Source organism: Snodgrassella sp. W8135, from assembly GCF_016101225.1.
Classification (GTDB): Bacteria; Pseudomonadota; Gammaproteobacteria; order Burkholderiales; family Neisseriaceae; genus Snodgrassella; species Snodgrassella alvi.
The window spans coordinates 1-315 of the sequence record NZ_JACFQX010000014.1; the positions used below are offsets into that span (position 1 = coordinate 1).

The window sequence follows — 315 nt, forward strand, 5'->3', positions numbered from 1 at the left end:
AGATAGCTGCCAGAAAAATTGGTGGAGTTATATTTAATGCCAAAACAGATATAGATTTACCGGGTGTCAATATTAAAGGTAATCAGGATACATCTGGTAATGCAGCTACTGCAACTAAATTGCAAGCGGCCTGTAAAATTGGTGATGTGCAATTTGATGGTACAGCGGATATTGATTTACCCGGAGTAAATAAACCCGGTAATCAGAATACATCCGGTAACGCAGCTACTGCCTCATACGCAGCTCAGATAGCTGCCAGAAAAATTGGTGGAGTTATATTTAATGCCAAAACAGATATAGATTTACCGGGTGTCA

At 39.7% G+C, this 315-nt stretch carries 1 pseudogene; it reads left to right on the top strand.

The features are described from left to right. Positions 1 to 315, top strand: a pseudogene (locus H3T75_RS10810) (hypothetical protein); the annotation flags it as partial.